Source organism: Pseudomonas sp. AC463, from assembly GCF_979253585.1.
This window is the reverse complement of the sequence record NZ_CEEDDZ010000011.1, coordinates 1-25,247: the sequence shown is the minus strand read 5'-3', so window position 1 is coordinate 25,247 and position 25,247 is coordinate 1. Positions and strand designations below refer to the sequence as shown.

23 protein-coding genes and 1 rRNA gene are annotated in these 25,247 nt (G+C 59.9%); 15 read left to right on the top strand and 9 right to left on the bottom strand.

What is annotated here, in order from left to right; translation table 11 throughout:
- Nucleotides 1-247 precede the first annotated feature (247 nt).
- The 5 genes from AC0IYH_RS15395 to dksA form a co-directional block, all read right to left on the bottom strand.
- Nucleotides 248-1,678 (bottom strand): sigma-54-dependent transcriptional regulator, encoded by a 1,431-nt coding sequence (locus AC0IYH_RS15395; RefSeq protein WP_116629286.1) that lies wholly within the window; start codon nt 1,676-1,678, stop codon nt 248-250.
- Between the two features lie 22 nt (nt 1,679-1,700).
- Entirely contained in the window at nt 1,701-4,655 is a 2,955-nt protein-coding gene (locus AC0IYH_RS15390) for a sensor histidine kinase (protein ID WP_163821474.1), read from the bottom strand.
- Nucleotides 4,639-4,815: a hypothetical protein gene (locus AC0IYH_RS15385; RefSeq protein ID WP_003176118.1), complete on the bottom strand. Its 177-nt coding sequence runs from the start codon at nt 4,813-4,815 to the stop codon at nt 4,639-4,641. Before AC0IYH_RS15385 ends, AC0IYH_RS15390 begins: the two co-directional genes overlap by 17 nt.
- A 62-nt stretch (nt 4,816-4,877) precedes the next feature.
- Nucleotides 4,878-5,765 (bottom strand): tRNA glutamyl-Q(34) synthetase GluQRS, encoded by an 888-nt coding sequence (gene gluQRS / locus AC0IYH_RS15380; protein WP_471834991.1) that lies wholly within the window; start codon nt 5,763-5,765, stop codon nt 4,878-4,880.
- Between the two features lie 83 nt (nt 5,766-5,848).
- Nucleotides 5,849-6,283, bottom strand: a complete 435-nt coding sequence (gene dksA, locus AC0IYH_RS15375) for an RNA polymerase-binding protein DksA (protein WP_005791430.1) — start codon at nt 6,281-6,283, stop codon at nt 5,849-5,851.
- A gap of 319 nt (nt 6,284-6,602) precedes the next feature.
- On the opposite strand from dksA, the gene AC0IYH_RS15370 reads away from it, so the two are divergent.
- A complete protein-coding gene (locus AC0IYH_RS15370; RefSeq protein ID WP_122774195.1) occupies nt 6,603-7,775 on the top strand; it encodes a pyridoxal phosphate-dependent aminotransferase in 1,173 nt (390 codons plus the stop codon).
- Nucleotides 7,775-8,488, top strand: a complete 714-nt coding sequence (gene sfsA / locus AC0IYH_RS15365) for a DNA/RNA nuclease SfsA (protein ID WP_471834988.1) — start codon at nt 7,775-7,777, stop codon at nt 8,486-8,488. Before AC0IYH_RS15370 ends, sfsA begins: the two co-directional genes overlap by 1 nt.
- Here the strand turns inward: sfsA and AC0IYH_RS15360 are convergent.
- Nucleotides 8,485-8,802 (bottom strand): Rieske (2Fe-2S) protein, encoded by a 318-nt coding sequence (locus AC0IYH_RS15360; RefSeq protein WP_116629281.1) that lies wholly within the window; start codon nt 8,800-8,802, stop codon nt 8,485-8,487. The two genes, sfsA and AC0IYH_RS15360, sit on opposite strands and share 4 nt — an antisense overlap.
- A 153-nt stretch (nt 8,803-8,955) precedes the next feature.
- Here AC0IYH_RS15360 and AC0IYH_RS15355 point away from each other — a divergent pair, with 153 nt between their 5' ends.
- From AC0IYH_RS15355 to AC0IYH_RS15345, 3 genes are read left to right on the top strand one after another with little or no spacing between them, the layout of a single operon-like run.
- Nucleotides 8,956-9,834, top strand: a complete 879-nt coding sequence (locus AC0IYH_RS15355) for a heme/hemin ABC transporter substrate-binding protein (protein WP_471834986.1) — start codon at nt 8,956-8,958, stop codon at nt 9,832-9,834.
- Between the two features lie 50 nt (nt 9,835-9,884).
- Nucleotides 9,885-10,868, top strand: a complete 984-nt coding sequence (locus AC0IYH_RS15350; protein ID WP_163821480.1) for an iron ABC transporter permease — start codon at nt 9,885-9,887, stop codon at nt 10,866-10,868.
- Nucleotides 10,868-11,635 (top strand): heme ABC transporter ATP-binding protein, encoded by a 768-nt coding sequence (locus tag AC0IYH_RS15345; RefSeq protein ID WP_116629278.1) that lies wholly within the window; start codon nt 10,868-10,870, stop codon nt 11,633-11,635. Before AC0IYH_RS15350 ends, AC0IYH_RS15345 begins: the two co-directional genes overlap by 1 nt.
- Before the next feature lie 254 nt (nt 11,636-11,889).
- Here the strand turns inward: AC0IYH_RS15345 and AC0IYH_RS15340 are convergent, their stop codons facing one another.
- The 3 genes from AC0IYH_RS15340 to AC0IYH_RS15330 all read right to left on the bottom strand — a co-directional run bounded on the left by AC0IYH_RS15340 (nt 11,890) and on the right by AC0IYH_RS15330 (nt 14,360).
- A complete protein-coding gene (locus AC0IYH_RS15340; RefSeq protein ID WP_105698742.1) occupies nt 11,890-12,162 on the bottom strand; it encodes a TfoX/Sxy family protein in 273 nt (90 codons plus the stop codon).
- Nucleotides 12,163-12,366: 204 nt separating this feature from the next.
- Nucleotides 12,367-12,711, bottom strand: coding sequence for a pentapeptide repeat-containing protein (locus tag AC0IYH_RS15335; protein WP_116629277.1), 345 nt, complete (start codon nt 12,709-12,711; stop codon nt 12,367-12,369).
- Between the two features lie 92 nt (nt 12,712-12,803).
- On the bottom strand, nt 12,804-14,360 hold the full coding sequence (locus AC0IYH_RS15330) for a bifunctional aminoglycoside phosphotransferase/ATP-binding protein (RefSeq protein ID WP_122774199.1): 1,557 nt from the start codon (nt 14,358-14,360) through the stop codon (nt 12,804-12,806).
- Between the two features lie 118 nt (nt 14,361-14,478).
- On the opposite strand from AC0IYH_RS15330, the gene mrcB reads away from it, so the two are divergent.
- The 10 genes from mrcB to AC0IYH_RS15280 all read left to right on the top strand — a co-directional run.
- Nucleotides 14,479-16,803: a penicillin-binding protein 1B gene (mrcB, locus tag AC0IYH_RS15325; protein ID WP_122774200.1), complete on the top strand. Its 2,325-nt coding sequence runs from the start codon at nt 14,479-14,481 to the stop codon at nt 16,801-16,803.
- Nucleotides 16,804-16,819: 16 nt separating this feature from the next.
- Nucleotides 16,820-17,554 carry a tetratricopeptide repeat protein gene (locus AC0IYH_RS15320; RefSeq protein WP_122774201.1) on the top strand — a complete coding sequence of 245 codons (735 nt, stop codon included), beginning with the start codon at nt 16,820-16,822 and terminating at the stop codon, nt 17,552-17,554.
- Complete coding sequence (locus tag AC0IYH_RS15315; RefSeq protein ID WP_471834982.1) at nt 17,554-17,883, top strand: YqcC family protein; 330 nt, start codon at nt 17,554-17,556, stop codon at nt 17,881-17,883. Before AC0IYH_RS15320 ends, AC0IYH_RS15315 begins: the two co-directional genes overlap by 1 nt.
- 431 nt (nt 17,884-18,314) lie before the next feature.
- On the top strand, nt 18,315-20,039 hold the full coding sequence (locus tag AC0IYH_RS15310) for an acetolactate synthase 3 large subunit (RefSeq protein ID WP_116629468.1): 1,725 nt from the start codon (nt 18,315-18,317) through the stop codon (nt 20,037-20,039).
- Nucleotides 20,040-20,041: 2 nt separating this feature from the next.
- Nucleotides 20,042-20,533 carry an acetolactate synthase small subunit gene (ilvN, locus tag AC0IYH_RS15305; RefSeq protein ID WP_003176102.1) on the top strand — a complete coding sequence of 164 codons (492 nt, stop codon included), beginning with the start codon at nt 20,042-20,044 and terminating at the stop codon, nt 20,531-20,533.
- A gap of 46 nt (nt 20,534-20,579) precedes the next feature.
- Nucleotides 20,580-21,596 (top strand): ketol-acid reductoisomerase, encoded by a 1,017-nt coding sequence (gene ilvC, locus AC0IYH_RS15300; protein WP_007948647.1) that lies wholly within the window; start codon nt 20,580-20,582, stop codon nt 21,594-21,596.
- A 144-nt stretch (nt 21,597-21,740) separates the two neighbouring features.
- Nucleotides 21,741-22,598: a CDP-diacylglycerol--serine O-phosphatidyltransferase gene (gene pssA, locus AC0IYH_RS15295; RefSeq protein WP_116629272.1), complete on the top strand. Its 858-nt coding sequence runs from the start codon at nt 21,741-21,743 to the stop codon at nt 22,596-22,598.
- A 63-nt stretch (nt 22,599-22,661) separates the two neighbouring features.
- Nucleotides 22,662-23,675 carry a protein-methionine-sulfoxide reductase catalytic subunit MsrP gene (msrP, locus tag AC0IYH_RS15290; protein ID WP_122774203.1) on the top strand — a complete coding sequence of 338 codons (1,014 nt, stop codon included), beginning with the start codon at nt 22,662-22,664 and terminating at the stop codon, nt 23,673-23,675.
- Nucleotides 23,675-24,295, top strand: coding sequence for a protein-methionine-sulfoxide reductase heme-binding subunit MsrQ (msrQ, locus tag AC0IYH_RS15285; protein ID WP_471834979.1), 621 nt, complete (start codon nt 23,675-23,677; stop codon nt 24,293-24,295). Before msrP ends, msrQ begins: the two co-directional genes overlap by 1 nt.
- 487 nt (nt 24,296-24,782) lie before the next feature.
- A 16S ribosomal RNA gene (locus AC0IYH_RS15280) occupies nt 24,783-25,247 on the top strand; the annotation flags it as partial.

Below are 25,247 nucleotides of genomic sequence, written 5' to 3'. Positions count from 1 at the left end.
TGAGTCGATTCGTCTTATTTTTATTGTCTTGTACAAAGCTTGTTATTGTTTTTGTACTAAGCATATAGCAGGGTGCGTGCCAACTTTTGCGCCGCCCAGCAAAAACGGGGGGTTAAGGTGATTTCGGGTTTTTCGAAGGCCAAAAAAAGCCGGGGCTTCGTTACCGTAAGCCCCGGCTTTTGTTACGCGAATTGTCTGCGGTAACAGTTTTTTCACATCTGAGGGTGTTACCTGTGGGGGCACACCCTCAACTCTCGCTGGCCACCCCGGTCTTGCGCCGTGGGATGCCCAGGCGCTGGCGGCGTTCCCACAGGCATTTACGGCTCACGCCGAGTTTGCGCGCCAGTTCGGTTTCGGTCATATGGTCCTGATGCTCAAGGACAAAGTGCTGGAAGTAGTCTTCCAGTGACAGGTCCTCGGTCGGCTCATGGCTGGTATTGCTACCGCCGCCCTGTTGCGGGGCAAGGCCGATGAAATCGTCGTCCTCAAGGTCGCTCAGCTCGATATCGATGCCCAGCAACTCGGCAGAAATCTCCGGGCTCTCCGACAGGATCACCGCGCGCTCCACCGCGTTCTCCAGCTCACGCACGTTACCCGGCCAGGAGTAATGCCGGATCGCCTGTTCGGCGTCGGGGGCAAACTTGAGGTCGGTACGGTTGATGCGCGCGCTCTGGCGCAGCAGGAACGCATTGGCGATCTCGTTGACGTCGGCGCCACGCTCGCGCAGGGCCGGCAGCTTGAGGGCGATCACGTGCAGGCGGTAGTACAAGTCTTCGCGGAACTGGCCGATCTTGGCCAGGCTTTTCAGGTCGCGGTGGGTGGCCGCGATCAGGCGCACATCGACCTTTTGCGATTGCACCGAGCCCACGCGGCGAATTTCGCCTTCCTGCAACACGCGCAGCAAGCGCGCCTGGGCCTCCAGTGGCAGTTCGCCGATCTCATCGAGGAACAGCGTGCCGCCGTCCGCCGCTTCGACCAGGCCCGCACGCCCGGCACTGGCGCCGGTAAACGCGCCTTTTTCGTGGCCGAACAGCTCGGACTCGATCAGGGATTCGGGGATCGCTGCGCAGTTCACCGAGATCATCGGTGCCTTGGCGCGCTTGGACAGGTTGTGCAGGGCGCGGGCCACCAGCTCTTTACCAGTGCCGGACTCGCCCTGGACCAACACATTGGAGTCGGTCGGTGCGACTTTGCGGATCTTGCTGTACAGGTCCTGCATCGGTGGGCAGGAGCCGATGATGCCGATCTCGCCATTGCTGTTGTCGACGCCAGGCTTCTCGGCGGTTTTGCCGGCGGGACGCTGTTCGGCCGGCGCGCTGCTGGCCGACTGGCGGTCACGCAGGATGCGCGCCACGGCCTGGAGCATTTCGTCGTGGTCGAAGGGCTTGGCGATGTAGTCCACCGCGCCCATCTTCATCGAGTCCACCGCCGAGCGCAGGCTGGCGTAGCTGGTCATGATCAGCACCGGGGTGCCCTGGCCAAGCTTGATCAACTCGGTGCCAGGCGCGCCAGGCAGGCGCAGGTCACTGACAATCAGGTCGAACGTGGGAATGCTGAAACGCTCCTGGGCTTCCTGCACCGAGCCGGCTTCGCTGACCTGGTACTGATTACGTTCAAGCAGGCGACGCAAGGCAGAGCGGATAATGGTTTCGTCTTCGACGATCAAAATGTGCGGCATTGATTCAATTCTCTCGACGGTCTCAGTTCACAGCGGACGTCGCTTCGACATGACGCGGCAAGGTCACCCGAATACGGGTGCCGCGTTGGCTTTCGGTGTCAGCCGGGCTGTCGATGGTGATTTGTCCATAATGCTCTTCAACGATGGAATAGACCAGTGCAAGGCCCAGACCGGTACCTTCACCGGGGTCCTTGGTGGTGAAGAAGGGTTCGAACAATCGGTCCATGATGTTCTGTGGAATACCGCTACCTTCATCTTCGACGATCAGATCGACCGTATGTTCGAAAGCCTCGGTCTTGACACGTACCGCGCCGCCCGGCGGTGTTGCATCGCGGGAGTTGGACAGCAGGTTGATCAGCACCTGGGCCAGGCGTTGTGAGTCGCCGTCGACCCAATGGTCGGGGTCGCACAAATTGAAAAACTGTACTTCGAAATTGCGTCGGTTCAGGGCCAGCAGCCCAATGGCGTCCTGCGCCACTTCCGCCAGGCACACGGCTTCGTCCTGGTTCTGATGCGCGCCGGCATGGGCGAAGCTCATCAGCGACTGCACGATGCGTGACACGCGTTTGGTCTGTTCGAGGATCTGCCCGCTGATCTCGGTGATTTCGCCGTCTTCCTCGCGCTCTTCGCGCAGGTTCTGCGCCAGGCAGGCGATACCGGTGATCGGGTTGCCGATTTCATGGGCCACGCCGGCCGCCAGGCGGCCAATGCTGGCCAGGCGCTCGGAGTGCACCAGCTTGTCTTCGAGCATCTGGGTGTCGGTCAAATCCTCGACCAGCAGCACCAGCCCACTGTTACCGGGAGCCAGCGGCTCATCGATTGCGGCTTTGTGCAGGTTCAGCCAGCGGGTCTGGCCGTCGAGGGCCAGGTGCTGCTTGTGCAAGTGTTCGTCGGGCAGGTTGATAAAGCCTTGTAACAGTTCTTTCCACGGATCGCCCAAGGTGTTCAGGCGCGAACCGACCACCCGCTGTGCGGCGATGCCGGTGAGTTCTTCCATGGCCTTGTTCCACATCAGAATTTCCTGATCCTTGGCCAGGGAACACACGCCCATTGGCAGCTCCTGCAGGGTTTGGCGGTGGTAGCGGCGCAGGGCATCGAGTTCGGCGGCCAGGCCGGTGAGGCGTGAGTGATAGTCCTCCAGCCGGCTCTCGATGAAATGGATGTCTTCGGTTACATAGTTTTCGCCGCCGGCCTTGTAGGGCAGGAAGGTTTCCACCATGTCCTGGGACACGCTGGGGCCCATCAGGCCCGACAGGTTGGCCTCGATGCGGTCGCGCAGGCGGCGCAGGGCATACGGGCGGCGCTCGTCAAACGGCAGGTACAGGTCGCGCAGTGCCTGCTCGACTTCCTTTTGCGCAGCCTTGGCGCCCAGAGGCTTGGCCAACTGGGTGGCGAATTCCTGCGGCGAGGCCGCGTGCAGCTCTCGCCGTTGCGGGCGGCGCACGTTGTCCACCGCGCAGGCCTCGGCGGCGCTGGTTTCTTCGGGGCTGGCGTTGGTGAACAGCGAGATCAGGGTGAACATCAATACGTTGGCGGCCAGGGAAGCAATCGCCGCCATGTGCCAACTGGTGTCGTCCAGCACGTAAATCATGTTCAGCAGCGGGATGTAGAAGCCCTGCAGGTTGCCGACCAGCGGCAGCAGCATGGTCACGATCCACACCAGAATCCCGGCAAGCAGTCCGGCGATAAAGCCGCGCCGATTGGCGGTCGGCCAGTACAGCACCGACAACACTCCCGGCAAAAATTGCAAGGTGGCCACGAACGCGACGATGCCCAGGTTCGCCAGGTCTTGCCCGGCGCCCAGCAGCAGGTAGAAGCCGTAGCCGGCCATGATGATCGCGACGATCAGCGCGCGGCGCGTCCACTTCAGCCAGCGGTAGATATTGCCTTCGGCCGGCGGCTGGTACAGCGGCAGTACCAAGTGGTTGAGCGCCATGCCCGACAGCGCCAGCGTAGTGACGATGATCAACCCGCTGGCCGCCGACAAACCGCCCACGTAGGCCAGCAGCGCCAGAGCCGGGCTGTTGGCGGCAATGCCGATGCCGAGGGTGAAGTATTCGGGGTTGGTGGTGGCGCCCAGTTTCAGGCCGGCCCACAGGATCAGCGGCACCGCCAGGCTCATCAGCAGCAAAAACAGCGGCAGGCCCCAGCTGGCACTGACCAGCGAGCGCGGGTTGAGGTTCTCGGTGAAGGTCATGTGATACATGTGCGGCATCACGATGGCCGAGGCGAAGAACACCAGCAGCAGCGTGCGCCACGGGCCTTCCTGCAGCGGCGTGTGCAGCGCGGCGAGGGCGGTCTGGTTTTGCAGCAGCCACAGCTCCAACTGTTGCGGGCCGTCGAACACGCCGTAGAGCGCGTAGAGGCCGACGCCACCGATGGCGATCAGCTTGATCACCGACTCGAACGCAATCGCAAATACCAGGCCTTCATGCTTCTCGCGGGTGGCGATATGGCGTGAGCCGAAGAAAATCGTGAACAGGCTGATCAGCGCGCAAAACGCCAGCGCGACGCGGTGCTGCACCGGCTCGCGGGTGAGGATGCTGATGGAGTCGGCCACGGCCTGTATCTGCAAGGCCAGCAACGGCAGCACGCCGATCAGCATGAACACGGTGGTCAGCGCGCCGGCCCAGGTGCTGCGAAAGCGAAATGCGAACAGGTCGGCCAGGGACGACAGCTGATAGGTGCGGGTGATTTTCAGGATCGGGTACAGCAGCACCGGCGCCAGCAAAAATGCGCCGGACACGCCCAGGTAGCTGGACAGAAAACCGTAACCATACTGGTAGGCCAGGCCCACCGTGCCATAAAACGCCCAGGCGCTGGCGTAGACGCCGAGGGACAAGGTGTAGGTTAACGGATGGCGAATGATCGCCCGCGGAATCATTCCGCGCTCACTGATCCAGGCGACGCCGAACAACGCCGCCAGGTAGGCGGCGCTGATCAGCAGCATCTGGGTGAGGCTAAAGCTCATCGGCATCTTTTTGGCTCTGCAGGATGAAAGTCACGACGATCAGGATCAGCCACAGCAGATAAGGGCGGTACCAGGCGCCCGTGGCGTCGATCCACCAATCCATGATGGCGGGAGAAAACAGGTAGATCCCGACGACCAGCAGCAGGACCAATCGATAGATGTACATGTTGGCCTCTGAGTTAAAAACTGCGGCGATGGTAACGGATGGTTGGCAAGCTGCAAGCGCCTTCAGTTCAATTGCGCTTCGGCCAGCGTGAGTGTGCGCGGGATCTGGCTGGCATCCCAATGCGCGATGCCCCAATCCAGCAGCTCCCGTGGGCTGGCGTGGAGCAATTCGCTGCCGGGTTGCTGGCCGAGGGCGCGCAGGGCCCTTAATAGCAAAGGCGTGGCCTGGTCGGGTGTCAACGGCGGCGAGCGGTAGGATTTGCCCAATTTGTTACCGTCCGGCTGCACGATCAGCGGTACGTGCAGGTAGCGCGGTTGGCGCAGGCCCAGCAACTCTTGCAGGTACAGCTGGCGCGGCGTGGAGTCGAGCAGGTCGGCACCGCGCACGATATCCGTCACGCCTTGCCAGGCGTCGTCGAGGACCACGGCCAGTTGATAGGCATAGAGCCCGTCGCGGCGACGGATGATGAAGTCGCCAACGTCGCGGCCCAGGTGTTGTCGGAATTCGCCCTGCACGCGGTCAGTAAAGTGGTACTCCAACTCGGGAACGCGTAAGCGGATGGCGGCATCGTGCTGCTCGTGGCCGGCATTGCGGCACAGCCCTGGGTAAATCCCGTTGTAGGGCTCCAGCTGTTTGCGCGAACAGGTGCAGGCGTAGGCCAGGCCGTGGTTGAACATGTCGTTCAGCACTTTGGCGTAGGCATCATGCCGCTCGCTTTGTCGGACCAGTTCCCCGTCCCACTCAAAGCCGTAGCTTTCCAGGGCGTGCAGGATGGCGGCCTGGGCGCCGGGCTCTTCACGGGGAGGGTCGAGGTCTTCCATGCGCATCAGCCAGCGGCCGTGGTTGGCGCGGGCATCAAGGTAGGAGGCGAGGGCGGCAACCAGCGAGCCGAAGTGCAAGTGGCCGCTGGGCGTGGGGGCGAAACGCCCGATATAGGTAGAGGCTGTCATGGGCCGGATACTACTGGAAAAACGGTAAACGCCAGAAACAAAAATGGGGCGTTTGCACGCCCCATTCGTTCAGCTCGGCAGGATTACTTGCCGACCTGTTTTTCCTTGATTTCAGCCAAGGTCTTGCAGTCTACGCAGAGGTCCGCGGTAGGGCGGGCTTCCAGGCGACGGATACCGATCTCGACGCCGCAGGATTCGCACCAGCCGTATTCTTCGTCTTCGATCAGTTGCAGGGTCTTGTCGATCTTTTTGATCAGCTTGCGCTCGCGATCACGGGCGCGCAGTTCGAGGGCGAATTCCTCTTCCTGGCTGGCACGGTCGGCCGGGTCCGGGAAGTTGGCTGCTTCGTCCTTCATGTGGTCAACCGTGCGGTCGACTTCCTGCATCAAGTCCTGTTTCCACTGCTTCAGGATTTTGGAGAAGTGCTCGCGCATGGGCTTGCCCATGTATTCCTCACCCTTCGACTCGACGTAGGGTTGGAAACCGCTGATGCTCTGTTGCTTTGCTTGGGTGGACATGAATAGACCGCCTCTCACTCTTCTAATCCATTGCGCAGGATTGCAACGTCACCGACACCTGCCGGCCCTGCGGCTGCAAGCGGGCGAACTTACCAGATAGATTCGGGGTGCGCCACTCCCGGTTGTCGAGGCCCGTCGCGTACGGGTTGCAAAGTGCAGTGGCCCGTCGTTGCTGGGTATGTCACGTCTCGAATGTTGATTTTAGTCGTTTTGCGCGCGCTTGCCCGAACCACCAAGGTGGCCGGGCAGGCAATAGAGCATGTTTTACCGCGAGGGTTCGGTAGAATCCTGATTTTGTCCTCACCGTTAAGGAAGGCTAATGGCTCAGCCCTACAGTGCGCGCAGTCGCGCCATCGAACCGTTTCATGTCATGGCGTTGCTGGCGCGCGCCAATGAGCTGCAGGCAGCCGGCCATGATGTGATCCACCTGGAAATCGGCGAGCCGGATTTCACCACCGCCGAACCGATCATCCAGGCTGGCCAGGCGGCACTGGCCAACGGCAAGACCCGCTACACCGCAGCCCGCGGCCTGCCGGAACTGCGTGAGGCGATCAGTGGCTTCTATCAGCAGCGCTACGGCCTGAACATCGACCCCGAGCGCATCCTGATTACCCCCGGCGGCTCCGGCGCCCTGCTGCTGGCCAGCAGCCTTTTGGTGGACCCGGGCAAACATTGGCTGCTGGCCGACCCGGGTTACCCCTGCAACCGGCATTTCCTGCGCCTGGTGGAAGGCGCGGCGCAACTGGTGCCGGTCGGCCCCGAGGTGCGCTACCAACTGACCGCCGATCTGGTGGCCAAACACTGGGACCAGGACAGCGTCGGCGCACTGGTCGCGTCCCCGGCCAACCCGACCGGCACCATCCTCACTCGCGATGAATTGGCCGGGCTGTCCAGTGCCATCAAGGCACGCAACGGCCATCTGGTGGTGGACGAGATCTATCACGGCCTGACCTACGGCACCGACGCCGCCAGCGTGCTGGAAGTGGACGATGAGGCGTTTGTCCTAAATAGTTTTTCCAAGTATTTCGGCATGACCGGCTGGCGCCTGGGTTGGCTGGTGGCGCCTCCGGAAGCGGTGGGTGAACTGGAGAAGTTGGCGCAGAACCTTTACATCAGCGCGCCAAGCATGGCCCAGCATGCCGCTCTGGCCTGCTTTACCCCGCAAACCCTGAGCATCCTGGAAGAACGCCGCGCCGAATTTGGGCGTCGCCGGGACTTTCTGTTGCCGGCGTTGCGCGAGCTGGGTTTTGGTATCGCGGTCGAACCGGAAGGCGCGTTTTATTTGTACGCGGATATCAGCAAGTTCGGCGGCGATGCCTTCGCGTTCTGCCGGCACTTCCTCGAAACCGAGCATGTGGCGTTTACCCCCGGCCTGGACTTCGGTCGTTATCAAGCCGGGCACCATGTGCGCTTTGCCTATACGCAAAATCTTGCTCGGCTACAGGAGGCGGTGGAGCGCATCGCCCGTGGCTTGCGGAGCTGGCAAGGCTGATGCGTTTTTATCCTCCTCTCGAAGAAGCGCGGTTGATTCGCCGCTACAAGCGTTTTCTCACCGATATCGAAACCGTTACCGGCGAGTTACTCACCATTCACTGCCCAAACACCGGCTCGATGCTCAATTGCATGGTGGAAGGCGGGCAGGTCTGGTTCAGCCGTTCCAACGACCCCAAGCGCAAGCTGCCGGGCACTTGGGAAATCGCCGAGACGCCACAAGGGCGGCTGGCGTGTGTCAACACCGCGCGGGCCAACCAGCTGATAGAAGAAGCACTGCGCGCGGGGGTAATCACCGAGCTGAACGGCTTTACCGGGTTGAAGCGCGAGGTGCCTTACGGGCAGGAAAAAAGCCGTATCGATTTCCGCCTGGATTACCCCGATGGCGCGGCCTATGTCGAAGTCAAAAGCGTGACCTTGGGTTTTGATGGCTCAAGTGTGGCCGCCTTCCCCGATGCCGTGACCCAGCGCGGCGCCAAGCACCTGAGGGAGCTGGCGCACCTGGCCCGTGATGGCGTGCGGGCGGTGCAGTTGTATTGCGTCAACCTATCGGGCATCGACGCGGTGCGGCCGGCCGTGGAAATCGACCCCGGCTACGCCGCCGCGCTGCGCGAGGCCAAGGCGGCCGGGGTGGAAGTGTTGGCGTATGGGGTGAAGGTCACGCCCGAGGAAATCTACGTGGACCGCCGACTGGACGTGCAGCTCGGCGACTAAAGCTGCACCCACAATCCCTGTGCGTCTTCGCGGCCGGGCAGGGCAGTAAGGCTTTGCCCCGCGCACGGGCCGGCGATGCATTCGCCGCTTTCGATCAGGAACAGTGCGCCGTGGGTGGCGCACTGGATCAGGCTGGCACTGTCGTCAAGAAAGCGGTCGGGCTGCCATTCCAGCGGGATGCCGCGATGGGGGCAGCGGTTGATATAGAAGTAGGCAACGCCGCCCCGGCGCACGGCCAGCAGCTTGCAGCCGTCGATATCAAACCCGAGGCTGCTATCGGGCGCCAGGGCGTCGGAGGGGCAGAGAAACTTCATTTAAATCCTTATGCCTTGACGTTCAAATGCAAACAATTATCAAATGCCGGCTTCGCCCGTTAGCTGACTGGGTGCTCGGTTCGATGCGCTGCACAGGTTAAATGTCACATCGATGAGTACCCGAAGGCCCTGCCCCTGGAAGGAAACCCTGTTATGCGCCTGAGTGCCAGTGCTATTGCGCTTGTTGTCGGACTGCTGGTCAACCACGGGGCGCAAGCCTCTGAACTGCCTCAACGCTGGGTGAGTGCCGGTGGCGCGCTGTCGGAATGGGTGACGGCCTTGGGCGGCGAGTCGAAGCTGGTGGGGGTGGACACCACCAGTCAGCACCCCGAATCCCTCAAGGCATTGCCGAGTATCGGCTATCAGCGCCAGTTGTCGGCCGAAGGCATTCTGAGCCTGCGCCCGCAGGTATTGGTCGGCACTGAGGAAATGGGCCCGCCGCCGGTGTTGGCGCAGATTCGCGGCGCGGGCGTGCAGGTGGAAATGTTTTCGGCAGAGCCGGATTTGCCCACCCTCAAAGGCACCCTTGACCACCTGGGCAAGCTGCTGGGCAGTGAAGCCAAGGCCAACGAATTGTTTGCCGGATATGCACAGGCGCTGGACCAGCAGAAAGCCTGGGTTGCCAAGGTTCAAGCCACGCAAAAATCACCCGGCGTGTTGCTGTTGCTCGGGCATGCTGGCGGCAAGCCGCTGATTGCCGGCAAGGACACCGCCGCCGACTGGATGCTGCAGCACGCCGGCGGGCATAACCTGGCGACGCATACTGGCTACAAACCGTTCTCGGTAGAGTCGCTGGCAGGTTTGAGCCCAGACGTACTGGTGTTTGCCGATCGCGCCCTCACCGGTGACGCGGCCCGCGCGGCCTTGTTCAAGGAAAACCCGATCCTGGCCGCCACGCCGGCCGCCAAGAGCGGGCGGGTGTTCGAGCTGGACCCGACCTTGTTGGTGGGGGGCTTGGGCCCGCGTCTGCCGCAAAGTCTTGTAAAACTGTCGCAAGGTTTCTATCCGTCCCAGGCTAAAGCCGCACCATGACCACTCTGGTTAAACCGCGAACGTTGTTTATCGGGCTGGCGCTGCTGTGTGTGCTGGCGATCTGGCTGTCCTTGGCCCTGGGGCCGGTGAGCCTGCCGCTGCTGGATACGCTCAAGGCGGCGTTGCGCTTGATGGGCATGCCGATCCCGGCGCAGGGGTTAGAGCAGGCTGAGCTGATCCTGGGGCAGATTCGTTTGCCGCGCACCCTGCTGGGGCTGGCGGTCGGAGGTGTATTGGCGTTGTCGGGCGTGGCCATGCAGGGGCTGTTTCGCAACCCGCTGGCCGATCCTGGGTTGGTCGGCGTTTCCAGTGGTGCGGCGCTGGGGGCGGCGGTGGCGATTGTCGGCGGTTCGTTTTTTGGCGGTTTACCGGATGCGTTCGGGCCGTATCTTTTGTCGCTGTGCGCATTCCTCGGTGGCCTGGGCGTAACTGCGCTGGTGTACCGGCTGGGGCGGCGTAATGGGCAGACTAATGTTGCAACGATGCTGCTCGCCGGTATTGCCTTGACGGCGCTGGCGGGCTCGGCGGTCGGGCTGTTCACTTACCTGGCGGACGACGCGACCCTGCGCACGCTCACGTTCTGGAACCTGGGCAGCCTCAATGGCGCCAGTTATTCGCGCCTGTGGCCGTTGCTGCTGGTGAGCGCCGGTGTGGCGCTGTGGTTGCCACGCCGGGCCAAGGCGTTGAATGCGCTGCTGCTGGGTGAGTCGGAGGCCAGTCACCTTGGAATTGATGTAGAAGGGCTTAAGCGCGAGCTGGTGTTCTGCACCGCGCTCGGTGTGGGCGCGGCCGTGGCGGCGGCGGGCATGATCGGTTTTGTTGGGCTGGTGGTACCGCATCTGGTGCGCCTGCTGGCGGGGCCTGATCATCGCGTGCTGTTACCGGCGTCGATATTGGCGGGCGCGAGCCTGTTGCTGTTTGCCGATTTGGTCGCTCGACTGGCCCTGGCGCCAGCTGAACTACCGATCGGTATTGTCACCGCGTTTATTGGCGCACCGTTTTTTCTTTACCTGTTGTTGCGAGGGCGCGCCTGATGCTTCGCGTGGAAGGGTTGCACATCCGTCGCGGCCACAAGACCGTCCTGGCGGACATCACCCTCGACCTGCTGCCCGGCCAGGTGCTCGGCGTGCTCGGCCCCAATGGCGCGGGCAAGAGCACATTGCTCGGTGCGTTGTGCGGTGAGCTGCCGCCGGACCAGGGCAAAGTGTGGCTGGGTCAGCAGGCGCTCAAGGACTGGAGCGGCTCGCAGCGGGCACAGCGGTTGGCGGTGTTGCCGCAAACCTCGACGCTGGATTTTGCGTTTCGCGTGGAAGAGGTCGTTGGTATGGGGCGTTTGCCTCATCAGACTGGCCGTGTGCGCGATGACGAGATTATCGAGGCGGCGCTGCAGGCCGCGGATGTGGGCCACTTGAGTGGTCGCAGTTACCTGGCGTTGTCCGGGGGCGAGCGTCAGCGCGTGCACCTGGCGCGGGTGCTGGCGCAGCTATGGCCAGGTGAAACGGGGCAGACATTGCTGCTGGATGAGCCTACTTCGATGCTTGACCCCTTGCATCAGCACACTACATTGCAGGCTATTCGCACCTTTGCCGACCGTGGCGCAGCCGTATTGGTGATCCTGCATGACCTGAACCTGGCCGCCCGCTACTGCGATCGGATTCTGTTGCTGGAGGAGGGGCGCGCCCACGCCTTGGACACACCGGCGCAGGTTATGCGTCCGGAACCGTTGAAGGCTGTGTTTGGTTTGGATGTGCTGGTGCAGCCGCATCCGGAGCGCGGGCATCCGCTGATCATCGCGCGCTGAGCTTTTTACAGGCAGCTTTCTTATAGGTAAAAAAAGACCCGGCAAAAAGCCGGGTCAAATAACCGTGATTAGCCTGATGAGGAGATAATCTGAGAGTCCGAACCAATGGTCTTTCAGTTATCGGCTGATCTCGCGACCAGTTGTGATAATCATAACGATTCTCATTTGAGAGTCAACATCTGATTTGTCGCGCTGTAGGGTTTTCCTCAAACGTTCGTTCGAAATGCCTGTAAACATTAGGTTTGTTGGCTGATTTAATTCTTCTGCCGCGCCGAAATAGCGTCAAGCTGGCGGTTCAGCGCTTCTTTGCGTTCGACAGGAATGTCATTCCAGTGCACATCCATCAACGCCCCCTCGATTGCATACAGCAGCACTTTGGATGCCCGAAACCCGCGAGTACGTACCGCCCGGTACGCATCGACGGCCCCCAGTCGGCGCAGGTCCGACGCACTGTGGATGCCCACCGCATGCAGCCACTGTGCTGACGTCTTGCCGAGGTTTTTCAGGTGTTGCAGCTCATCGTTCATCAAGCCTCCTTGCGACGGCCGAATGGTGCGGTGGGTATCGTGACCAGGCAAGCCTGAACAGGAGTGTAGCGCTCAGTAGGAAAAGCGTAGTTCTTTGGTCAGAAACGGCTTAAACGCTTATAAGAATGGCGCGGGGATTTTGACGGGGGGGCATGCGAGGATCCCCGGTACGTCTGTGCGTAACCGGGGCAGAGTCGGGGATGGTTACTTGGTGCGGTAGCGCAGGCGGGTGCCGAAATTCACCGACATGAGGATCTCGTCGGCGGTCAGTTCAGGCGGGAAGTAGGTTCCGGAGATCTGCGCATGGGCCAGGCTGGCGCCTTCCAGTGAACAGTCACGCAAGTCCAGGCCGCGCAAATCGGTGGAGCGAAAGTACGCGTCGGTGAAATCCACGCCCGTCGCATTCAGCTCGCGCAGGTCCAGGCCACGGAAGTCGCCCCCACGCATGTCGATGGTGCCGTCTTTTGGACGTTCCTGGTTGAAACCGCGGATGTTGTCTTTGTGCAGGAGCGAGTAAAGCGGGGTATCGAGAAGCTTGGGCTGACTCATGAAGGCGACTCCTGTTGGATTTATGACGCCATTATAGTGCCACTATTGCTTGGCCGTGCGCCCAAGTAGACGACACGACCAAGAAATTTTTCTTACAGGCCGGGCAGGCGTTGGCGAATATGTGCGACCAAAGCGTCAAGGGTCCCGCTTTCATTGGTCTCCACGCGCTTGCTCAGCAACAGTTCTTCGGCCGTCAGTGGGTCGCGATTAGCCTGCTGTTCTTCGATAACGCTTAGCGTAGCGTCGGAAGGGTCGTTTTTATCCGCCTGACGTTGCTCCAGCCAGCTGGCGATAACGGCTTGTGGCGCGTTGCAATCCAAAATCAGGAAGGGCGCACCCGTGGCTTCGGCAACCTTGGCCGCTGCGTCGCGTTGGTCGCGTTTGAGGAAAGTAGCATCCAGCACCACCGGGTAGCCGGCGCGCAGTACGGTATCGGCAATTTCATTCAGCCGGGCGTAGGTTGCCGTGCTGGCATCCGCTGCGTAAATACCGGCCTGCGGCGTGTTTTCTACCTGCTGCTCGCCGAACAGGCGCTTGCGCTCCACATCCGAACGCACGCGCACGGCGCCCAAAGCTTCCACCAGGCGCATGGCAACGTGGCTTTTGCCTACTGCTGAAACACCGTGGGTAACGGCCAGGAAGCGCGATGGGATGGTGCTGTAGCTTTCCGCCAGGTTCGCGTAGTTGCGGTATTGGCGCAGAGTAGTGGCACGTTGCACCGGGCTGGCTTCGCTCGGCATGCTGAACAGCGAAACCTTGGCGCGTACCAGCGCGCGGTAGGCTTTATAGAAATTCAGTACTTCCAGGCCCTGATAGTCGCCGGTCAACTCCAGGTACTGGCTGATAAAGCGCCGCGCCAGGGATTTGAGGCCACGGTCTTCAAGGTCCATGGCCAGGAAACCGGTGTCGGCCCAGACGTCGGTGAAGCGGAAAGGCTCGTTGAATTCGATGCAGTCAAAGATCACCACTTGGCCATCGATCAAGGTGGCGTTGCCCAAGTGAATATCACCGTGGCATTCACGGGTGAAGCCATCCGCCTTGCGTTGTGCCAGCAATGGCTTGAGGCGTTCGAAACTGCTTTCGGCCCAGGCTTGCAGCGCTTCCAGTTGAGCCAGGTCGGCCTTGTCGCTGAGGAACGGGCGGATCTGGTCAAAGTTCTGCCGCACCGGCGCCATCACTTCATCCGGGGTGCCGGCCGCGTGAGCCTGCGGGACTTTCGGCGCAGTGAGGTGGAAGTGCGCGATCTGCTTGGCCATCTCGTCAATGTGCGCACTGGTCAGTTCGCCATTGGCCTGCAAGGTGCTGAGCAGTTGGCTCTGCGGGAATTGACGCATTTTCAGCGCGTACTCGATCGCCGGGCCTTCGCCGCCCAATTGCGGAGCGTCTGCCGTGCCGGTGATTGGCAACACTTCAAGATACAAATCTTCGGTCAGGCGTTGGTTGAGGCGCAGCTCTTCTCTGCAGAAGTGCCCGCGATCGTCCAGCTGAGTGAAGTCCAGGAAGCCGAAGTTCATCGGCTTCTTCAGCTTATAAGCGTAGGGGCCGGTCAGGATAACCCAGGAGATGTGGGTTTCGATGACTTGGAACGCTTCAACCGGATGAGGGTATAAAGCCGGGTTTTGCAGGGCTGCGATCAGGGACTGGCTCACGGGCGATCCTTCAAAGACTGGGGGAAATCATGGCCGGCATTATGGCGGTTACAGCCGGTCGTGCAAACCGCTGTCCGGCTCATGTTGATCGTCAATAAAGTGCGTATAATCCGCCGCCATGACTCGAACCCGATCTCCCCGTTCCCGTAAAAAACCTCCTTCCCGTGGCCTGCGCCCTTGGCTTGGCTGGGCGCTCAAGCTCGGCCTGGTTGGCCTTGTGGTGCTCGCAGGCTTCGCGGTGTACCTCGACGCCGTGGTCCAGGAGAAGTTCTCCGGCAAGCGCTGGACCATTCCGGCCAAGGTGTACGCACGCCCGCTGGAATTGTTCACCGGCCAGAAGCTGAGCAAGGATGACTTCCTTACCGAACTCGACGCGTTGGGTTATCGCCGTGAGCCGGTGAGCAATGGCCCGGGTGCGGCGGCGGTGAGCGGCAATACCGTTGACTTGAATACCCGTGGCTTCCAGTTCTACGAAGGCCTGGAAAAAGCCCAGCCGGTGCGTGTGCGCTTTTCCGGTGACTACGTAGCGGAGCTGTCTTCGCTTAACGGCTCCAAGCTGCCCGTAGTGCGTCTGGAACCGCTGATGATCGGCGGCATCTACCCCAAGAACCTTGAGGATCGCATCCTGATCAAGCTTGATCAGGTGCCGCCGTATCTGCTCGAAACCCTGGTTGCCGTGGAAGACCGCGATTTCTACAGCCACTGGGGCGTGTCGCCGAAGTCGATTGCCCGCGCCATTTGGGTGAACACCTCGGGCGGCAAGATGACCCAGGGCGGCAGTACGCTGACCCAGCAGTTGGTGAAGAACTTTTACCTCACCAACGAGCGCAGCCTGACCCGCAAGCTCACCGAAGCCATGATGGCGATGCTGCTTGAGCTGCATTACAGCAAGCAGGAAATCCTCGAGGCTTACCTCAACGAGGTATTCGTCGGCCAGGACGGCCAGCGCGCGGTGCACGGCTTCGGTCTGGCCAGCCAGTTCTTCTTTGGCCAGCCACTGTCCGAGCTGAAGTTGCATCAAGTTGCGTTGCTGGTGGGCATGGTCAAGGGGCCGTCCTACTACAACCCGCGGCGTAATCCTGAGCGTGCATTGGAACGCCGCAATCTGGTGCTCGACGTGCTTGAGCAGCAGGGCGTTGCCACGGCTGAACAAGTGGCTGCAGCGAAGAAAATGCCACTGGGTGTAACTACTCGCGGCAAGCTGGCGGACAGTTCCTTCCCAGGCTTTATCGATTTGGTTAAGCGCCAGTTGCGTGAAGACTATCGCGACGAAGACTTGACCGAAGAAGGCCTGCGGATCTTTACCAGTTTCGACCCGATTCTGCAGATGAAGGCCGAAGCATCAGTCAATGACACCTTCAAGCGTCTGACCGGCCGTAAGGGCTCCGAAGATGTAGAAGCGGCGATGGTGGTGACCAACCCGGAAACCGGTGAAGTCCAGGCCATGATCGGCAGCCGTCAGGCCAGTTTCGCCGGCTTCAACCGCGCTCTAGATGCCGTGCGGCCGATTGGCTCGCTGGTCAAGCCGGCGGTTTATCTGACCGCGCTGGAAAAACCGAGCAAATATTCCCTGACCAGTTGGCTGTCGGATGACCCGCTGTCGGTCAAAGGCGCCGATGGCCAGGTATGGACGCCACAGAATTTCGATCGCCGCTCCCACGGCACGGTTTTCCTGTATCAGGGGCTGGCGCATTCCTACAACATCTCCACCTCCCGGCTGGGTCTGGAAGTGGGTGTGCCGAACGTGCTCAAGACGCTCGCACGCCTGGGCATCACCCGCGAATTCCCGGCCTTCCCGTCGATCCTGCTGGGCGCTGGTGCGATGACGCCGATGGAAGTGGCGACCATGTACCAGACTCTCGCCAACGGTGGTTTCAATACGCCGATGCGTGGGATTCGCAGCGTGCTGACCGCCGAGGGCGAGCCGCTCAAGCGCTACCCGTTCCAGATTCAGCAGCGCTTCGACGCAGGTTCCATCTACCTGATCCAGAACGCCATGCAGCGTGTGATGCGTGAAGGTACCGGTAGCTCGGTCTACAAAGTACTGCCTTCGAACCTGACGCTGGCGGGCAAGACCGGTACCAGTAACGATTCGCGTGACAGTTGGTTCGCCGGCTTCGGCCAGGATGTGCTGGCGGTGGTGTGGCTGGGTCGCGATGACAACGGCAAAACGCCATTTACCGGCGCGACCGGTGCGCTGCAGGTCTGGACCAGCTTTATGCGCAAGGCCGACCCGCTGCCGCTGAACATGCCGCAACCAGACAATATTGTGCAGGCCTGGATTGATCCGCATACCGGCCAGGGCTCTGACGCCAACTGCCCAGGCGCGGTGCAGATGCCGTATATTCGCGGCAGCGAACCGCCACCCGGGGCCACGTGCGCTGGCAGTGCGCCTGCTGACGCGGAATCGGTGATGGATTGGGTCAAGGGCTGGATGAATTAAGCAAAGAGGGTTTCAAGTGAACAAGTGGTGGATTCCAGCTATTACAGCTCTGGCTTTGCTCAATGGTTGCGCCAGCGTGCAGCGCGGCTCAATTCCCGTGGTGGATTCGAGCACGGCTGTCTCCAATAACGACCGGATCTCGGCCAATGGCGGGTTCCGTCAGACCGTGACCAATCGTCCCGCCCAGGTTGCGACTCAAGCCGTGCCGCAGGATTCGGGTGTGGTAGTGATGGTGCCGGGGGCGGGCGCGGCCACGTCCGCGCCGATCAGTGCCGAGCCTTGGACCCCAGGGCCGAGCACCTCCGGGCCGATCGACACGACGCCGATCCAGACCGCGCCTGTCACCCAAGGCACCTACACCATGCCGTCGACGCCAAGTGGCATACCGTCGTCCTCCAGTGCGGGTGGCCTGTCGGCCGACGAGCAACTGGATGGCCCGGTACTGGCCTTGCTGACCACAGCCCAGCAACAGCAGGCCGGTGGCGACTTGAATGGTGCATCGTCGAGCCTGGAGCGCGCCCAACGTGTGGCGCCGCGTGAGCCCCAAGTGCTGTATCGCCTGGCACAGGTGCGCATGGCACAGGGCGACGCGCCGCAAGCCGAGCAGTTCGCCCGCCGTGGCCTGACCCTGGCCAATGGCCGTCCTGACCTGCAAGCCAGCCTGTGGGCGTTGATCGGCGATGCGCGTGCAGCGCAAGGCGATGCCGCCGGCGCTGCCCAGGCGCGGCAGAAAGCCAAGGTCAGCCTCTGATGGATGCGCGTTTTCCAGCGATTGCCGAACAGTTATTGCTGATTGAGCGCGAACTCCGCGTGCAAGGCTGGTGGGACGAAGTGCCCCCCAGCGTTGAGGCGCTCAGCAGTGTCGAGCCGTTTTCGGTGGACACGCTGGACTTCCATCAGTGGCTGCAGTGGATCTTCCTGGCGCGCATGAAGCAGATCCTCGAACAGGACCTGCCATTGCCGAATGCTTCCGGGATTATGGAAATGGCCGAGATGGTCTACGCCGACCGGCCGCGGGAAAGCCTTGGATTGCGCAATGCGCTGAAAAAGTTCGATCAACTGATCGTCGACGCTCGTTAATTGCCTGACTGTCGGGTTTTCCGGCAGTCTTGCGCACATTTCTACCGCTTGACGACATTCAGGCGAGTTTTATCCCTCCTCAAAGCCCTTTCTTCTACGTTCTCATGCGCTTAGTTGGAAAAAAGCGCAATTATTGCTTGACTTGAAGGGGCTGAAACAGAAGAATCCAAAGTCCGCTGTATCGGGACTGCCAGAAGCAGACCCGCTCGGCAGATCATGAGGCGCACATCCGCGCCGACCTGTTACACCCGCAACGCGTTACCTCGCGCTGGGTGGGAAAAGCCCGCAACACTTGGGACGATCCCAATACTTGCTCAGTCAGTGCTGACGTAGTCGGCGACCACCGTCGCTCATGCTCTGTTGAGAAGTAAACCTATTAAGACCCGTCGGTTTTCAACGGACGGTATTCTGGCGTTTTAGAGGTGAACAACGTGGAGCTTTTATCTGGCGGTGAGATGCTCGTCCGCTTTTTGCGTGACGAAGGCGTCGACTATATCTACGGGTACCCAGGTGGTGCTCTGCTGCATGTTTACGACGCACTGTTCAAGGAACCGGCTGTCAACCACATCCTGGTTCGCCACGAACAGGCCGCGACCCATATGGCTGACGGTTATGCCCGTGCCACCGGTAAAGCCGGCGTGGTACTGGTAACGTCCGGCCCAGGCGCAACCAATGCCATTACCGGCATCGCGACTGCGTATATGGACTCCATCCCGATGGTGATCATTTCTGGCCAGGTTGCCAGCACCATGGTCGGTACCGATGCATTCCAGGAAACCGACATGATCGGTATCTCCCGGCCGATCGTGAAACACAGCTTCATGATCAAGCACGCGTCGGAAATCCCGGAAGTCATGAAAAAGGCCTTCTACCTCGCACAGTCCGGTCGCCCGGGTCCTGTGGTGGTCGATATCCCGAAAGACATGACCAACCCGGCGGAAAAATTCGAATACGTTTTCCCGAAGAAAGCCAAGCTGCGTTCCTACAGCCCGGCCGTTCGCGGGCACTCGGGCCAAATCCGCAAGGCGGCAGAAATGCTGCTGGCTGCCAAGCGTCCTGTGTTGTACTCGGGCGGTGGCGTGATTCTGGGCGGCGGTTCCGCACCGCTGACCGAACTGGCCAAGTTGCTCAACCTTCCGGTGACCAATACCCTGATGGGTCTTGGTGCCTTCCCGGGTACAGACCGTCAGTTCGTCGGTATGCTCGGTATGCACGGCAGCTACACCGCCAACCTGGCCATGCACCACGCCGACGTAATCCTGGCGGTCGGCGCGCGGTTCGATGACCGTGTGATCAACGGCGCGAGCAAGTTCTGCCCGAACGCCAAGATCATCCATATCGACATCGACCCGGCGTCCATCTCCAAGACCATCAAGGCCGACGTGCCGATTGTAGGTCCAGTGGAAAGCGTACTGACCGAAATGGTCGCCGCGCTGAAGGACATCGGCGAAACGCCGAACAAGGAATCCGTTGCCAGCTGGTGGAAGCAGATCGACGAATGGCGCGGCGACCGCGGCCTGTTCCCTTACGACAAGGGCGACGGCAGCATCATCAAGCCACAAACCGTGATCGAGACCCTGTGCGAAGTGACCAAGGGCGATGCCTTTGTGACCTCCGACGTGGGCCAGCACCAGATGTTCGCCGCGCAGTACTACAAGTTCGACAAGCCTAACCGTTGGATCAACTCCGGCGGCCTGGGCACGATGGGCTTTGGTTTCCCTGCGGCCATGGGTGTGAAGCTGAGCTTCCCGGACACCGACGTTGCGTGCGTCACCGGTGAAGGCAGCATCCAGATGAACATCCAGGAACTGTCGACGTGCTTGCAGTACGGCCTTCCGGTGAAGATCGTCTGCCTGAACAACGGCGTACTCGGCATGGTTCGCCAGTGGCAGGACATGAGCTACAACAGCCGTCACTCCCATTCCTACATGGAATCGCTGCCGGATTTCGTCAAGTTGGTTGAAGCCTATGGCCACGTCGGCATGCGCATCACCGATCTGAAAGATCTGAAGCCGAAGATGGAAGAGGCGTTCGCCATGAAGGACCGCCTAGTGTTCCTCGATATTCAAGTGGATACCAGCGAGCACGTCTACCCGATGCAGATCAAAGACGGCTCTATGCGCGACATGTGGCTGAACAAGACGGAGCGTACTTAATCATGCGGCACATTATCTCCCTGCTTCTGGAGAACGAGCCTGGCGCACTGTCTCGTGTTGTCGGCCTGTTTTCGCAACGCAACTACAACATCGAAAGCCTGACCGTGGCACCGACCGAAGACCCGACCCTGTCGCGCCTGACGTTGACCACCGTGGGCCACGATGAGGTGATCGAGCAGATCACCAAGAACCTCAACAAGCTGATCGAAGTGGTCAAGCTGGTCGACCTGTCGGAAAGTGCCCACATCGAGCGCGAGCTGATGCTGGTCAAGGTCAAGGCCACGGGTGCCCAACGTGCCGAGATCAAACGCACTACCGACATCTATCGCGGGCAGATCGTCGATGTGAGCGCCAGCGTTTATACCGTTCAACTGACCGGTACAAGCGACAAACTGGACAGCTTCATCCAGTCGATCGGGACGGCCTCGATTCTGGAAACTGTACGCAGTGGTGTCACCGGGATTGCCCGTGGCGACAAAGTACTCAGCATCTAACCCAATTAGTGAATGGCCTCACGGCCTGGATATATAGAGGAACCTCATGAAAGTTTATTACGAAAAAGATTGTGACCTGTCGATCATCCAGGGCAAAAAAGTCGCCATCATCGGCTACGGCTCCCAGGGTCACGCGCAAGCTTGCAACCTGAAAGACTCCGGCGTTGACGTGACTGTTGGTCTGCGCAAAGGCTCGGCCACTGTTGCCAAGGCTGAAGCCCATGGCCTGAAAGTGACTGACGTTGCTTCCGCCGTTGCGGCTGCCGACCTGGTCATGATCCTGACCCCGGACGAGTTCCAGTCCGCGCTGTACAAAAACGAAATCGAGCCGAACATCAAGAAGGGCGCCACCCTGGCCTTCTCCCACGGCTTCGCGATTCACTACAACCAAGTTGTGCCACGCGCTGACCTGGACGTGATCATGATCGCGCCAAAAGCGCCGGGTCACACCGTGCGTTCCGAGTTCGTCAAAGGCGGCGGCATCCCTGACCTGATCGCTATCTACCAGGACGCTTCGGGCAACGCCAAAAACGTTGCACTGTCCTACGCAGCAGGCGTTGGCGGCGGCCGTACCGGTATCATCGAAACCACCTTCAAGGACGAGACTGAAACCGACCTGTTCGGCGAACAAGCCGTTCTGTGCGGCGGTACCGTTGAGCTGGTCAAAGCCGGTTTCGAAACCCTGGTTGAAGCTGGCTACGCGCCGGAAATGGCCTATTTCGAATGCCTGCACGAACTGAAGTTGATCGTTGACCTCATGTACGAAGGCGGTATCGCCAACATGAACTACTCGATCTCCAACAACGCCGAATACGGTGAGTATGTGACTGGCCCGGAAGTGATCAACGCCGAGTCCCGTCAGGCCATGCGCAACGCCCTGAAACGTATTCAGGACGGCGAATACGCCAAAATGTTCATCAGCGAAGGCGCTACCGGCTACCCTTCGATGACCGCCAAGCGTCGTAACAACGCCGCTCACGGTATCGAAATCATCGGCGAGCAACTGCGCTCCATGATGCCGTGGATCGGTGCCAACAAGATCGTCGACAAAGCCAAAAACTAAGTCGAACGCATCAAGAGAAAACGCGGCTTAGGCCGCGTTTTTTCGTTTGGGGGGCTGGTTCTGGTATAAAGCTGCATCGTTTGCGGGCGAACACTCGCCGCAAGTATTTGTCGAATTTTTTCACACCGTTGCAAGGTAAAGTCCATGAGCGAACGTCCCGAAGAGCCAAACCAGGCTCCTGACGCCGAAAGCCTGCTGCCGATCGATGAGCATGTCGAAGAAGGGCATGACGCGGAAGGCCGCAAGGTCCGGCATCGTGGCATCTATCTGCTGCCCAATCTGTTCACCACGGCGAACCTGTTTGCCGGGTTCTATTCCATCATCAACTCCATGAGCGCCCAGAGCGCGCTGGCAGCAGGTGATGCGGCGAGTGCCAGCAAGTATTTCGGTTTTGCTGCCATCGCGATTTTTGTGGCCATGGTGCTCGACGGCCTTGATGGTCGTGTGGCGCGTATGACCAACACCCAAAGCGCCTTCGGTGCCGAGTACGACTCGTTGTCGGACATGGTTGCCTTCGGTGTAGCCCCCGCGTTGCTGGCGTTTGCCTGGGCGCTGGGTGATATGGGCAAGGTCGGCTGGATGGTTGCCTTCATTTATGTCGCGGGGGCTGCGCTGCGTCTGGCGCGCTTCAATACCCAGGTGGGGACTGCCGACAAGCGTTACTTCATCGGCTTGGCCAGCCCTGCTGCCGCAGGTGTGGTGGCGGGTATTGTCTGGGCGTTCAGCGACTACGGCATTCAGGGGTCGAAAATGTCGTTCCTGGTGGCGTTGATGGTTGCGGCTGCGGGCATGCTGATGGTCAGCAACATCAAGTACAACAGCTTCAAGGAGTTCGACCTGAAAGGGCGTGTGCCTTTCGTGGCGATCCTGGTAGTGGTGCTTGTGTTCGCAGTGGTGTTCAGCGATCCGCCGCGTATCCTGCTGCTGGCGTTCCTGGTTTACGCGGCGTCGGGGCCGGTTCAGTACTTGCTGCATCTGCGTCGCGACAAAACATTGCCTTAATGTAATTTCCCCCATACTCCGCAGTCTATTGGTGCATCAGTCCTCCAATGCTGCGGAGTTGCCATGTTAATCAAATTTCCAAAAGCGTCCGATTGCCATGAATCGGATGTCACGCCTGAATCCTTCTATCTCTCTCGCCGCAGCTTGCTCGGTGGTGCCCTTGCCGGTATTGCTGCCAGTGCCTTGCCGCGCTTCGCCAGCGCCGAAGATGCCGCGCGCTATGCCGATGTTGAGCCGGGCAAGGCGCCGAGCTGGTTTGCCGAGAAGCTGCCAGGCACTCAATGGCAGGCGGTAACCGTGAAGGACGAGGCTATTACTCCCTTCAAGGACGCCACCCACTACAACAACTTCTATGAGTTCGGCACAGGCAAGGGCGATCCGGCGACGAATGCGGGGTCACTCAAGACCGAGCCCTGGAGTGTCGTGATCGACGGGGAGGTCGCGAAGCCGGGGCGTTATGCTCTGGAAGACTTCATGAAGCCTTATCAGTTGGAAGAACGTATCTACCGGTTACGCTGTGTCGAGGCATGGTCGATGGTGATTCCCTGGATCGGCTTCCCGATTTCTGCCTTGCTCAAACAGGTTGAGCCGACTTCCAAGGCCAAGTACATCCGCTTTGAAACCCTTCAGGACCCAAAAACCATGCCGGGGCAGCGCTCGAGTTTTGGCTTGATCGATTGGCCTTATGTAGAGGGGTTGCGCCTGGATGAGGCGATGAACCCTTTGGCGATCCTTGCCGTTGGCATGTATGGGCGGGAGCTGCCTAACCAGAATGGCGCGCCGTTACGTTTGGTAGTGCCGTGGAAATACGGCTTCAAGAGCGTGAAGTCGATTGTGCGCATCAGCCTGGTGAGCGAGCAGCCCAAGACAACGTGGCAGAGTATTGCGGCGGATGAGTATGGGTTCTACGCGAACGTGAATCCCACAGTTGACCATCCGCGTTGGACGCAGGCGCGCGAGCGTCGTTTGCCGAGCGGCCTGTTCAGTCCGAATGTCCGTGAAACGCAGATGTTCAATGGGTACTCGGATGAGGTTGCCTCTCTTTATACCGATCTTGATTTGCGGAAGAACTACTGATGCGGTTTCCGATCTGGCGCATTGCCGTCTTTATAGCTGCTGCGGTGTGGCCGTTGTGGTGGCTATATGAAGCGTGGAGTTTTGCTCTAGGGCCTGATCCGGGGAAAGTGCTGGTTGACCGGCTTGGTTTGGGAACCTTGGTCCTGTTGTTGATCACCCTGAGCATGACACCGCTGCAGAAGCTGAGCGGTTGGGCAGGGTGGATAGCGGTGCGTCGGCAGTTGGGCTTGTGGTGCTTTGCGTATGTAGTACTGCACCTGGCGGCCTATTGCGTCTTTGTGCTCGGGTTGGATTGGTCCCAGTTGGGCGTGGAGCTACGTAAGCGGCCCTACATTATTGTCGGTACATTGGGTTTTCTATCGCTGCTGGTATTGGCGGTGACGTCCAATCGCTATAGCCAGCGTCGGCTGGGCAGCCGTTGGAAGAAGCTGCACCGCCTGGTGTATGTGATTCTTGGGCTCGGCTTATTGCATATGTTGTGGATCGTACGGGCCGACCTGAAGGAGTGGGCTATCTACGCTTCTATAGGTGCGCTGCTATTGGTGATGCGGATTCCTCCGCTGATGCGTCGAATTCCGCGCCTTATTGCTAAAAAAACACCTTCTGCAACAAAAGCTTAATTAGCGCTTGACCGCAGATTCCAGACGTCTATAATTCGCCCCACTTCCGGCGCAGTCGAAACGGAAACTCCTTGGTAAACAACGAGTTATGATGTTTTCGTCAGCAAGTTGCTTCAGCTCATCGAAGCCAAAAGGAAGTTGAAAAAGAGGTGTTGACAGCAGCGTGTAACGCTGTAGAATTCGCCTCCCGCTGCAGAGAGATCTGGAGCGCAAGTGGTTGAAGTTGTTGAAGAATTCTTCGAAAACTTCTGAAAATAATCACTTGACAGCAAATGAGGCTGCTGTAGAATGCGCGCCTCGGTTGAGACGAAAGATCTTAACCAACCGCTCTTTAACAACTGAATCAAGCAATTCGTGTGGGTGCTTGTGGAGTCAGACTGATAGTCAACAAGATTATCAGCATCACAAGTTACTCCGCGAGAAATCAAAGATGTAACCAACGATTGCTGAGCCAAGTTTAGGGTTTCTTAAAAACCCAAAGATGTTTGAACTGAAGAGTTTGATCATGGCTCAGATTGAACGCTGGCGGCAGGCCTAACACATGCAAGTCGAGCGGTAGAGAGAAGCTTGCTTCTCTTGAGAGCGGCGGACGGGTGAGTAATGCCTAGGAATCTGCCTGGTAGTGGGGGATAACGTTCGGAAACGGACGCTAATACCGCATACGTCCTACGGGAGAAAGCAGGGGACCTTCGGGCCTTGCGCTATCAGATGAGCCTAGGTCGGATTAGCTAGTTGGTGAGGTAATGGCTCACCAAGGCGACGATCCGTAACTGGTCTGAGAGGATGATCAGTCACACTGGAACTGAGACACGGTCCAGACTCCTACGGGAGGCAGCAGTGGGGAATATTGGACAATGGGCGAAAGCCTGATCCAGCCATGCCGCGTGTGTGAAGAAGGTCTTCGGATTGTAAAGCACTTTAAGTTGGGAGGAAGGGCAGTTACCTAATACGT

Bases quoted from the DNA above. Each gene is read 5' to 3' on its own strand.
- AC0IYH_RS15390 (WP_163821474.1), bottom strand. From the start codon at position 4,655: ATGCCGATGAGCTTTAGCCTCACCCAGATGCTGCTGATCAGCGCCGCC.
- AC0IYH_RS15345 (WP_116629278.1), top strand. From the start codon at position 10,868: ATGCTTCGCGTGGAAGGGTTGCACATCCGTCGCGGCCACAAGACCGTC.
- AC0IYH_RS15370 (WP_122774195.1), top strand. From the start codon at position 6,603: ATGGCTCAGCCCTACAGTGCGCGCAGTCGCGCCATCGAACCGTTTCAT.
- mrcB (WP_122774200.1), top strand. From the start codon at position 14,479: ATGACTCGAACCCGATCTCCCCGTTCCCGTAAAAAACCTCCTTCCCGT.
- dksA (WP_005791430.1), bottom strand. From the start codon at position 6,283: ATGTCCACCCAAGCAAAGCAACAGAGCATCAGCGGTTTCCAACCCTAC.
- msrQ (WP_471834979.1), top strand. From the start codon at position 23,675: ATGCGGTTTCCGATCTGGCGCATTGCCGTCTTTATAGCTGCTGCGGTG.
- AC0IYH_RS15355 (WP_471834986.1), top strand. From the start codon at position 8,956: ATGCGCCTGAGTGCCAGTGCTATTGCGCTTGTTGTCGGACTGCTGGTC.
- msrP (WP_122774203.1), top strand. From the start codon at position 22,662: ATGTTAATCAAATTTCCAAAAGCGTCCGATTGCCATGAATCGGATGTC.
- ilvC (WP_007948647.1), top strand. From the start codon at position 20,580: ATGAAAGTTTATTACGAAAAAGATTGTGACCTGTCGATCATCCAGGGC.
- gluQRS (WP_471834991.1), bottom strand. From the start codon at position 5,765: ATGACAGCCTCTACCTATATCGGGCGTTTCGCCCCCACGCCCAGCGGC.
- pssA (WP_116629272.1), top strand. From the start codon at position 21,741: ATGAGCGAACGTCCCGAAGAGCCAAACCAGGCTCCTGACGCCGAAAGC.
- sfsA (WP_471834988.1), top strand. From the start codon at position 7,775: ATGCGTTTTTATCCTCCTCTCGAAGAAGCGCGGTTGATTCGCCGCTAC.
- AC0IYH_RS15315 (WP_471834982.1), top strand. From the start codon at position 17,554: ATGGATGCGCGTTTTCCAGCGATTGCCGAACAGTTATTGCTGATTGAG.
- AC0IYH_RS15340 (WP_105698742.1), bottom strand. From the start codon at position 12,162: ATGAACGATGAGCTGCAACACCTGAAAAACCTCGGCAAGACGTCAGCA.
- AC0IYH_RS15395 (WP_116629286.1), bottom strand. From the start codon at position 1,678: ATGCCGCACATTTTGATCGTCGAAGACGAAACCATTATCCGCTCTGCC.
- AC0IYH_RS15360 (WP_116629281.1), bottom strand. From the start codon at position 8,802: ATGAAGTTTCTCTGCCCCTCCGACGCCCTGGCGCCCGATAGCAGCCTC.
- AC0IYH_RS15385 (WP_003176118.1), bottom strand. From the start codon at position 4,815: ATGTACATCTATCGATTGGTCCTGCTGCTGGTCGTCGGGATCTACCTG.
- AC0IYH_RS15335 (WP_116629277.1), bottom strand. From the start codon at position 12,711: ATGAGTCAGCCCAAGCTTCTCGATACCCCGCTTTACTCGCTCCTGCAC.
- ilvN (WP_003176102.1), top strand. From the start codon at position 20,042: ATGCGGCACATTATCTCCCTGCTTCTGGAGAACGAGCCTGGCGCACTG.